The 8968-nt window shown below is 66.0% G+C and carries 10 protein-coding genes and 1 tRNA gene; 7 read left to right on the top strand and 4 right to left on the bottom strand.

Annotated features, from left to right (window positions below; all coding sequences use genetic code 11):
- The first annotated feature begins 45 nt into the window (after positions 1-45).
- The gene (locus tag RT662_RS04555; protein WP_313669522.1) at positions 46-360 is read left to right on the top strand and encodes a chorismate mutase; all 315 of its coding nucleotides are present in this window, start codon (positions 46-48) and stop codon (positions 358-360) included.
- Positions 360-1157, top strand: a complete 798-nt coding sequence (locus RT662_RS04550; RefSeq protein WP_313669518.1) for a sterol desaturase family protein — start codon at positions 360-362, stop codon at positions 1155-1157. The genes RT662_RS04555 and RT662_RS04550 overlap by 1 nt, the downstream gene beginning before the upstream one ends.
- A gap of 52 nt (positions 1158-1209) precedes the next feature.
- On the opposite strand, the gene RT662_RS04545 is transcribed toward RT662_RS04550, so the two are convergent.
- Positions 1210-1286, bottom strand: a tRNA-Asp gene (locus RT662_RS04545).
- Positions 1287-1386: 100 nt separating this feature from the next.
- Between RT662_RS04545 and RT662_RS04540 the strand changes: the two genes are divergently transcribed.
- Positions 1387-2295 (top strand): acyl-CoA thioesterase II, encoded by a 909-nt coding sequence (locus RT662_RS04540; RefSeq protein ID WP_313669516.1) that lies wholly within the window; start codon positions 1387-1389, stop codon positions 2293-2295.
- On the top strand, positions 2292-3560 hold the full coding sequence (locus RT662_RS04535; protein ID WP_313669515.1) for a divalent metal cation transporter: 1269 nt from the start codon (positions 2292-2294) through the stop codon (positions 3558-3560). Before RT662_RS04540 ends, RT662_RS04535 begins: the two co-directional genes overlap by 4 nt.
- A 30-nt stretch (positions 3561-3590) precedes the next feature.
- Here RT662_RS04535 and RT662_RS04530 read toward each other — a convergent pair whose 3' ends face one another.
- A complete protein-coding gene (locus tag RT662_RS04530; protein ID WP_313669513.1) occupies positions 3591-3998 on the bottom strand; it encodes a hypothetical protein in 408 nt (135 codons plus the stop codon).
- Between the two features lie 125 nt (positions 3999-4123).
- Between RT662_RS04530 and RT662_RS04525 the strand changes: the two genes are divergently transcribed.
- Together RT662_RS04525 and RT662_RS04520 are read left to right on the top strand one after the other, a co-directional pair.
- A complete protein-coding gene (locus RT662_RS04525; protein WP_313669511.1) occupies positions 4124-4975 on the top strand; it encodes a dienelactone hydrolase family protein in 852 nt (283 codons plus the stop codon).
- A gap of 117 nt (positions 4976-5092) precedes the next feature.
- On the top strand, positions 5093-5842 hold the full coding sequence (locus RT662_RS04520) for a DUF4019 domain-containing protein (RefSeq protein ID WP_313669509.1): 750 nt from the start codon (positions 5093-5095) through the stop codon (positions 5840-5842).
- 58 nt (positions 5843-5900) lie between these two features.
- On the opposite strand, the gene RT662_RS04515 is transcribed toward RT662_RS04520, so the two are convergent.
- Together RT662_RS04515 and RT662_RS04510 are read right to left on the bottom strand one after the other, a co-directional pair.
- Positions 5901-6578 carry a nitroreductase gene (locus tag RT662_RS04515; RefSeq protein ID WP_313669520.1) on the bottom strand — a complete coding sequence of 226 codons (678 nt, stop codon included), beginning with the start codon at positions 6576-6578 and terminating at the stop codon, positions 5901-5903.
- Entirely contained in the window at positions 6578-7774 is a 1197-nt protein-coding gene (locus RT662_RS04510) for an NAD(P)/FAD-dependent oxidoreductase (RefSeq protein WP_313669508.1), read from the bottom strand. The genes RT662_RS04515 and RT662_RS04510 overlap by 1 nt, the downstream gene beginning before the upstream one ends.
- Positions 7775-7827: 53 nt before the next feature.
- On the opposite strand from RT662_RS04510, the gene RT662_RS04505 reads away from it, so the two are divergent.
- The coding region (locus RT662_RS04505; RefSeq protein ID WP_313669507.1) for a M20 family metallopeptidase at positions 7828-8968 on the top strand (1141 nt) is incomplete at its 3' end.

The following is an 8968-nucleotide window of genomic DNA, read 5'->3' as shown; positions in this document are numbered from 1 at the left end:
GAAACCCTTGTTCCTGTGGATGAACACCGGCCGCTGGAGGCAGAAATGAGCGTATTGCCGCCAGAAGCCTGCCAGACAATGCTGGAAGTGCGCGCTGGGGTGGATGCGCTCGATCAGGAACTGGTCGCGCTGCTTGCCCGCCGCTTCGGTTATATGGACGCCGCCGCCCGCATCAAGCCCAGCCGCAGCGATGTGCGCGACGAAGCCCGCAAGGCCCAGGTGATCGCCAACGCCAGCGCCGCCGCCGCCGCCGCCGGCCTGCCGCCGGGGCTGGCGGAAAATCTGTGGGAAACGCTGGTGGAAACCTCCATCGCCCACGAACTCGACCGCTGGGATAAGCTGCGCACCCAAGTCGCCTGATGCTGGCAAACGAGCCCATCATCCGCCTCGCCGCCTTTGCCGGCGTGCTAGCGGTCATGCTGCTGTGGGAGCAACTGTCGCCGCGACGGGCGCCGGCCGCCGGCAACACGACACGCCGGCTCAACAATCTGGCGCTGGTCGGGCTCGATACACTGCTGGTTCGACTGCTGTTCCCGATACTGGCTGTCGCCTTCGCCAGCGATATGGAACAGCGCGGCATAGGTCTGTTCAACATCATCGCCCTGCCCCACTGGCTGGCAGTGCTGCTGGCCATCATCCTGCTCGACCTTGCCATCTACTGGCAGCATCGCCTGTTCCACATCGTGCCGTTGTTCTGGCGCCTGCACCGCGTCCACCATGCCGATCCAGCCTTCGACACGACAACCGCGCTGCGCTTCCACCCGCTGGAAATCATGGTGTCGATGATCATCAAGCTGGCCGTGGTGGCCGCATTGGGCGCGCCGCCACTGGCCGTGCTGCTGTTCGAAGTGATCCTGAATGCGACGGCCATGTTCAATCACGGCAATGTCAGCCTGCCCGCCGGCATCGAGCGTCCGCTGCGCTGGCTTGTGGTCACGCCCGATCTGCACCGGGTACATCACAGCGTGCACGGCGATGAGATGAACCGCAATTTCGGCTTCAATCTGTCGTTGTGGGATCGGCTGTTCGGCTCGCTGGCGGCCCAACCGCGTGATGGCCACAGCGGCATGATGATCGGCTTGCACGATTTTCGCGAGCCACGCGCGCAATGGCTCGATCGGCTGCTGCTGCAACCGTTCAGATCATCAGGCAATTGAGCGAATTTCCACGGCGCCGGCGGCTTGTTTGGCCACGTCCCCAAAGGGACAGTGGCGCGAGTGACGGGGCTCGAACCCGCGACCTTCGGCGTGACAGGCCGACGCTCTAACCAACTGAGCTACACCCGCAAGCGCTGTGGAGCCGCGCTGATATGGAGGGTGTGCCGCCCTGTCAAGCAGAGTTATGCGCGGATGTTGTGGACAAGCGGAAATCGGCTAGGGAGGGCCTATGGAACCGCAAGCCTTTACCCCCGACCCTGAACGTGCCGTCACCCGCCTGCTCGGCCTGCTCAATCTGGAGGAGGTCGAAACCGATCTGTTCCGCAGCCAATCCACCGACGAAGGCTGGATCCGCGTCTATGGCGGCCAGGTGGTGGCGCAGGCGCTGATGGCGGCGAGCCGTACTGTGCAGGAAGGCCGCCTGTGCCACAGCCTGCACAGTTATTTCATCCGGCCTGGCGATCCGAAACTGCCCATCGTCTACAAGGTGGAACGCGATCGCGATGGCGCCAGCTTCACCACCCGCCGCGTCGTCGCCATCCAGAAGGGACGACCGATCTTCAACATGGCCGCCAGTTTCCAGGTGCCGGAAGAGGGCCTGGAACACGCCATCACCCCGCCATCCGACGTGCCGCACCCGGATGGCCTGGAAAGCGATTCGGAATGGTCCCGCCGTAACGCCCCGCAGGCACCCGAACCCTGGCGCACCATCTGGCTGACCCGGGAACGGCCACTGGACGTGCGCGCGGTGGAGAGTGACGAAGATTTCTTCAACCCGCAGAAGCGCCCGCCGCAGCAGCGCCACTGGGTGCGGCTGGCGGCCCCGCTCACACCCGAACAGGCCGCCGATCCGGTGCTGCAACGCTGCCTGTTCGCCTATGCCAGCGACATGACCCTGCTCGATACCTGCCTTGCCCCGCATGGCATCAGCTGGGCCAACCCCGCGCTGCAATCGGCCAGCCTCGATCACGCGATCTGGTTCAACCAGACGCCAAACATGAACGATTGGCATTTGTTCGATCAGGATTCGCCGATGGCCGGCGGCGGGCGCGGCATCAACCGGGCCATCGTGCACGATATCAATGGCCGCCCCGTCGCCACGCTGATGCAGGAAGGCCTGATCCGCTATCGGCCATGAACCAGCGGCGCCCACCCCTTACCCACCGGCTGAAGAAGCCGGCCTATCATTCGGCGCTGGGTCCGGGGCTGGTGACGGGCGCGGCCGATGATGATCCCTCCGGCATTGCCACCTATTCCCAGGCCGGTGCCGCCTATGGCTTTGCGCTGCTGTGGCCGGTGGTGCTGGCCTGGCCGTTCCTCACCGCCTTCCAGTTCACCTGCGCCGAAATCGCCCGCGTTACCGGCAAGGGACTGGCGGCCAATCTGGCCACGCACCTGCCGCGCGGCGTGGTGTGGGCGGTGGTGGTGCTGCTGCTGGGCGCCAACATCTTCAACATTGCGGCCGACATCGCGGCGATGGGCGAGGCAGCGCGGCTGGTCACCGGCGTGCCGCGGCTGCCGCTGATGGTGGGCTTTGCCGTTCTGTCGCTGGGGTTGCAGATCTTTGTGCCGTATCACCGCTATGTCGGCCTGCTGAAATGGCTCACCCTGTCCCTGTTTGCCTATGTGCTGGTGGTGCTGGCGGTGGGCGTGAACTGGCGCGACGTGCTGGGCGGCCTGTGGCCCAGCCTGCCGGCCGGCAGCGCCACCACCGTCGTCGCCATCCTGGGCACCACGATCAGCCCTTATCTCTTCTTCTGGCAAAGCGCGCAGGAACTGGAGGAGATGAACCTCGAACATGCCCGCCCGCTGCTGCAACGCCCGCGCGCCGCGCCACGCGAACTGACGCGGCTGGTGAAAGACAGCGCCGGCGGCTTCCTGGTCACCATGACGATCTCGCTGTGCATCATCGCAGCCACCGCCGCCACGCTGCACGGCGCCGGCACCACCACCATTGCCACCGCTGCCGATGCCGCCGCAGCCTTGCGGCCGATCGCCGGCGATTTCGCCTTCGCGCTGTTTGCGCTGGGGATCATCGGCACCGGTCTGCTGGCAGTCCCCGTGCTGGCAGGCTCGGCCGCCTATGCGCTTTCCGAAGTGATGGGCTGGCGCGCCGGGCTGGAGCTGAAACCGCGCGAAGCCGCCGGCTTTTACGGGGTGATCTTCGTGGCGGTGAGCGCGGCGCTGGCGCTGGATATCATCGGCATCGATCCGATGAAGGCCTTGTTCTGGACGGCCGTGGTCAATGGCCTGGTGGCGGTGCCGGTGATGCTGGCCATCATGCTGCTGGCCAGCCGCCGTGCCGTGATGGGCAATTTCCGGGCGCGCGGAGCGCAAGCGCTGCTGGGCTGGGGGGCCGTTGTCCTGATGGCGCTTTCGGCTGCGGGGATGTTCCTGCTCTGAAGTGGAAGCCGTTCGGCCTGAAGCGCGGCATCAGCGCGGCGGGAAACGGTCTGCCGCCAGATTCTGGGTGATCGTGCGTTCCAGATCGGCGACTTCCGCCATCAACCGGCGGTGGCTTTCCGCCGCCCGCGCATGGGCTGCCGCCAGCGCCAGGTGCCGGGCCTTGTCGTCCCTGCCGTGGCCACTGGCAATGATGCGGCGTTCATGGTCGCGCAACTCGCTGCCATGCTGATCGAAACTGGTGTCGTGCCGGCGCAGCGCGGCCGCAACGGTCTCCAGCCGGCGCGCCGCCGCCATGTGCTGGGCATTCCAGCGCGCCTGTTCATCGATCCAGCCGCGATGCTGGGCTGTCATCGCGGCATCAACCGGGGCGGGTTTGCCCTGACTTACAGCAGCCGGAGCAGCGGCCAGGGCAAGCGAGACAAGCGCGATCAGCATGGAGGCACCTTTATCGGAAAGATTGCGATAATGTAATCTTCTTTGAAGCCGCCGCAAGGCCCGCTTGCTTGCAAGGCCGCTGCCAGCGCCTATCCTGCCCTGCATCACCAGCAAGGAACCGGATCATGGCCACGCTCACCCGCCCCGAAGGCACCGAACCCGAAGATCTCGCCCTGTCACGCCGCGCCGTTCTGGCTGCTGCCGGCTATGCCGTGTTCGATATTGCCGCCCAGGCCGAACCGATCACCACGCCCGCCGATGGCCTGGTGACGGGCTGGGAAACCCTGCCCGGCGGCCTGCCGGCCTTCGTCGCGCGGCCCGCTGGCAAGGGCAAGCACCCCGCCGTGATCGTCGTGAACGAGATTTTCGGCGTGCATGAATGGATCAAGGATGTCTGCCGCCGCTTTGCCAAGGCCGGCTATGTCGCCGTCGCACCGGAATATTTCTTCCGCGGCGATCCGGACAAGACACTGCCCACCCTGAAGGATTTCCCCGCCATCCGCGCCATCGTCGCCAAGGCCGGGCTGGAACAGGTGATGGGCGACACAAAAACCACGCTCGACTGGCTCGGCACGCAGAAGTTCGTCAATGCGAAAAAACTGGCGATCACCGGCTTCTGCTGGGGCGGCGGCATCACCTGGATGGCAGCTGCGCGTTTCCCCGAACTGAAGGCCGGCGGCGCCTGGTATGGTGGCCTGAAGGGCAACCCCGGCCCGGAAAACCGCCGCTTCCCGATGGACGTGGCCGATGATCTGAAGGCCCCGGTGCTCGGCCTCTATGGCGCGCTCGACAAGGGCATTCCGGTGGCCGACGTGGAGGCGATGCAGGCCAAGCTGAAGGGCAGCAAGAGCAGCATCATCCTGTATCCGGACGCCGATCACGGCTTCCTGGCGGATTATCGCCCGAGCTACAACGCGGCGGCGGGCAAGGACGCATGGGACCGGCTGCTGAAGCATTTCAAGGCCAACGGCGTGTAATCCGCCGCGTGCCCGCGCTGGCGGTCAGCGGCATCAGCCGACCGCCCCGCAGCTTCTGCCGCCAGGAACGAAAAATTCGGGGTGGCTTGGGATGGCGCTCGGGATTAGCTCTTGGGCATGAACAGCGGCCTTTCAGCCCTCACCGAGAAGGAGAAGCAGGCCCTGCACCTGCTTGGGCAAGGCCATGACGCGAAGAGCATCGCCCGTCACCTCGGGCTGTCGGTGCACACCATCCACGAACGGCTGCGCGATGCCCGGCGCAAATTGGGCACATCCAGCAGTCGCGAGGCCGCCCGCCTGCTGCGCGACCGAGAAGCCGAAGGCCCTGAAAATCTTGGGGACACGGATTTGGGGGCATCGCCGTCAGTCGGGCTCGTGCAGCCTGATCTTCACCAGCCCAAGGGTCGCGCCCCGCGGCCGCTGTTCAGCTGGCAAACCGGAGCTTTCACCATGTCCACCGTCCTTGCCGTGTTTGCCCTTGTCACCCTGTCCGCGCCAACCGCCACGCCGGCCGCCGACCCGCAGGCGGCTGCCGCTGCCGAAAGTGCGCCCGTCACCGCCGCCCGGCAGTTTCTGGCGCTGGTTGATGCCAATGATTGGGACGGCAGCTGGAACGCCGTTGGCCAAGCCATGAAAGTGCTGAACACCCGCGCCGTGTGGACCGACGTTTCGAACAAGGTGCGCGCCCAGTTTGGCGCGCCCATCAGCCGCGCCCTTGTCAGTGCCGAGTTCGCCCCGGCACCGCCCGCCGGCTATTGGGTCGTCAAGTTCCGTGCGCGCTACGCCAACAAGGCCGACGCCACCGAAATCTTGTCGCTGGCCGACGAAGGCGTCAACTGGCGCGTCGTGGGCATCACGATCGAATAGGCAAGTGAGCCGGCGGCAAGAGCCATCTGATCATGGTCAGCCGCCAGCCACCGCGAAATCAGTCCTTAAACCCCACGAACCGCGCAGCTTCCTCGACACTCTTGCGCTCCGAAACCACGGCGTTGGCGGGGAAGCTATCCTCCGGCCAACCGATGGCGATGGCCTTCATGATCACCTGATCATCGGCAATGCCGGCATGTTCGCGCACCACTGGCGATTGCATGATGCCCTGGCTGTTGATCACGGCGCCCAGCCCCCGCGACCAGGCGGCGTTGACCAGTGCGGTCGAAACCGCGCCGCAATCGAACGGCGTGTCGTCGCTGCCCGAAAGTGTCTTGTCATAGGTGATGATCACGCACACCGGCGCGTCGAACTGGCGGAAGCCGCGCAGCACCCAGTCCATGCGGGCCGGCGCGTCATCCCGCGCGATGCCCATGGCGCTGAACAGCTGCTTGGCCACCCCGATCTGGCGTTCGCGGTGGACGCCTTCGAACGCCGTGCCAGTGCGGAATTCGCGGCTGTGCGGCACGCCGGCTATGTTGCGTTCGGTATTGCCGGCGCGGATGCGATTGAGCGGTTCCCCCGTCACCACGGTGAAGTTCCACGGCTGGGTGTTCATCGACGATGGCGAGCGCATCGCCATGGTGAGAATTTCCTTGATCAGCTCCAGCGGCACCGGATCGGGCTTGAAACCGCGAATGGAACGGCGGCCCATCACCACTTCGTCATAGCTCATCATTTATGCACTCTCTCCGCGATTGCCGTTCCGGCGGCGTGTCCGCTGGCCCAGGCCCACTGGAAGTTATAGCCCCCCAGCCAGCCTGTAACGTCCACCGCCTCGCCGATGGCGAACAGCCCTTCAATGTGATTGGCCGCCATGCTGCGCGACGACAGACCGGCGGTGTCGATGCCGCCGGCCGTCACTTCGGCCTTGGCAAAGCCTTCGGTGCCATCGGGGCGAAAGGCCCAGGCCTTCAGGCGCTGCATCGCGGCCGTGAGCGCCGCGTCCTTCTGGCTCGCCATGTCGCCAGAAATCCCAAGCCCTTGGCCCAGCGTGTCGGCCAGCGCGGTGGCCAGCCGTTCCGGCAGCGCACTGCCCAGCACGGATTTAAGCCCCGCCTTGGGGCGTTGCCGCTTGGCGCTGATCAGCCAGTCGGCAGGCGCGTCGGGCAGGAAATCCACCGCAATCGCCTCGCCGTGCCGCCAGTAACTCGATACCTGCAGCATGGCCGGGCCGGACAGGCCCTTGTGGGTGAACAGCGCCGCCTCACGGAAAGCAGACTTGCCCGCCATGGCGACCACTTCGGCCGCCACGCCGGCCAGTTCGCGGAACAGGTTTTCCGTGCCCGGCAGCGTGAACGGCACCAGCGCCGGGCGCGGCGGGATGATCTTTAGCCCGAACTGCTTGCCAAGCTGGTAGGCAAAGCCGGTGGCGCCCAGCTTGGGGATCGCCGGGCCGCCGGTGGCCAGCACCAGATTGGGCGCGGTGAACACGCCAGACGTGGTGGTGACGGTGAACAGCCCATCGGCATGGCTCACGTCGGTGATGGCCGTGCCGAACGAGAAATCCACGCCGCCGGCTGAACATTCGTCCATCAGCATGGCAACGATCTGTTTCGCCGACCCGTCGCAGAACAACTGCCCCAGCGTCTTTTCGTGGAAGGCGATATTGTAGCGGCGCACCAGATCAACGAAATCGGCTGGCGTGTAGCGCGACAGCGCCGATCGCGCGAAATGCTTGTTTTCGCTCAGATAGCGATCCGGCACTGCGCCCACATTGGTAAAATTGCAGCGACCGCCGCCGGAAATCAGGATCTTCTGGCCCGGCTGGTGATTATGATCGATCACCAGCGCCCGCACGCCCATCTGCCCCGCCGTGGCGGCACAGAACAGGCCGGCACCACCGGCGCCCAGAATGATCACATCATGCATGGCGGGTCGCGTAGCGGGTGGCGGGCGACAAGGGAAGGCGCTACCCTCGCGACATGATTGATTGGACATCTTCCGCCGAAGCCGTGCTGCCTGACATGACCGCGCTGCGGCGCGCCATTCATGCCGAACCGGAACTGGGCCTCAGCAATCCGCGCACGGCCGAAAAGATCATGGCGGCGCTGGCCGGCCTGCCGCTCGACATCCGCACCGGCCCCTCGACCAGCGGCATCATCGCCACCCTCAAGGGCCCCGCCAATGGCCGCACCGTGCTGCTGCGCGGCGACACCGATGCACTGCCGATGCCTGAGGAGACGGGCCTCGATTTTTCCTCCACCATCCCCGGTGCCATGCACGCCTGCGGCCATGATGCCCATGTGGCGATGCTGGCCGGTGCCGCGCGCATCCTGTGCGAACGGCGCGACAGCCTGACTGGAACCGTGATGTTCATGTTCCAGCCCGGCGAAGAAGGCCATCACGGCGCCCGCTACATGCTGGATGATGGCCTGATCGATCCGCTCCCCGATGCCGCCTTCGCGCTGCACATCATGCCCAACGCGCCGTGGGGCGTGGTGGCGGGCCGCACCGGCGCGCTGCTGGCCAGCAACGACAAGTTGCGCATCGTGATTACCGGCCGCGGCGGCCATGCCTCCATGCCGCACGATGCGCTCGATCCCGTCCCCATCGCCTGCGAGATCGCGCTGGCATTGCAAACGTTCGTCACACGGCAGATCAGCGTGTTCGATCCCGCCGTGATCACCATCGGGCAGATCAGCGCCGGCACCACCGACAATGTGATTCCCGAAACCGCCCTGTTGTTCGGCACGATGCGCACGCTTTCCGCCGCCACGCGCGCCAAGCTGCACGCCGGCCTGCCCGCCTTGGCCCAGGGCATCGCCGCCGCCCACGGCGCCAGCGCAACGGTGGAGATCATCCCCGGCTTCCCGGTCACCAATTGCGACGGCCGCGCCGTGGCGCTGGGCGAAGCGGTGACAAAGCGCCTGTTTGGCGAGGACCAATGGCAGACGCTGGCCCACCCGATCATGGGCGCCGAAGATTTCGCCTATGTGCTGGAAAAAGTCCCCGGCGCGATGTTCTTCCTGGGCGTCGCCGAGCAGGGGACAGACTGGCGCGCCTGCTGCGGCCTGCACTCCACCCACATGCACCTCGATGAAAGTGCCATGGCCCGCGGCGCCG

Source organism: Sandarakinorhabdus sp., assembly GCF_032115815.1.
Classification (GTDB): Bacteria; Pseudomonadota; Alphaproteobacteria; order Sphingomonadales; family Sphingomonadaceae; genus Sandarakinorhabdus.
This window is presented reverse-complemented; position numbering and strand designations above follow the sequence as displayed.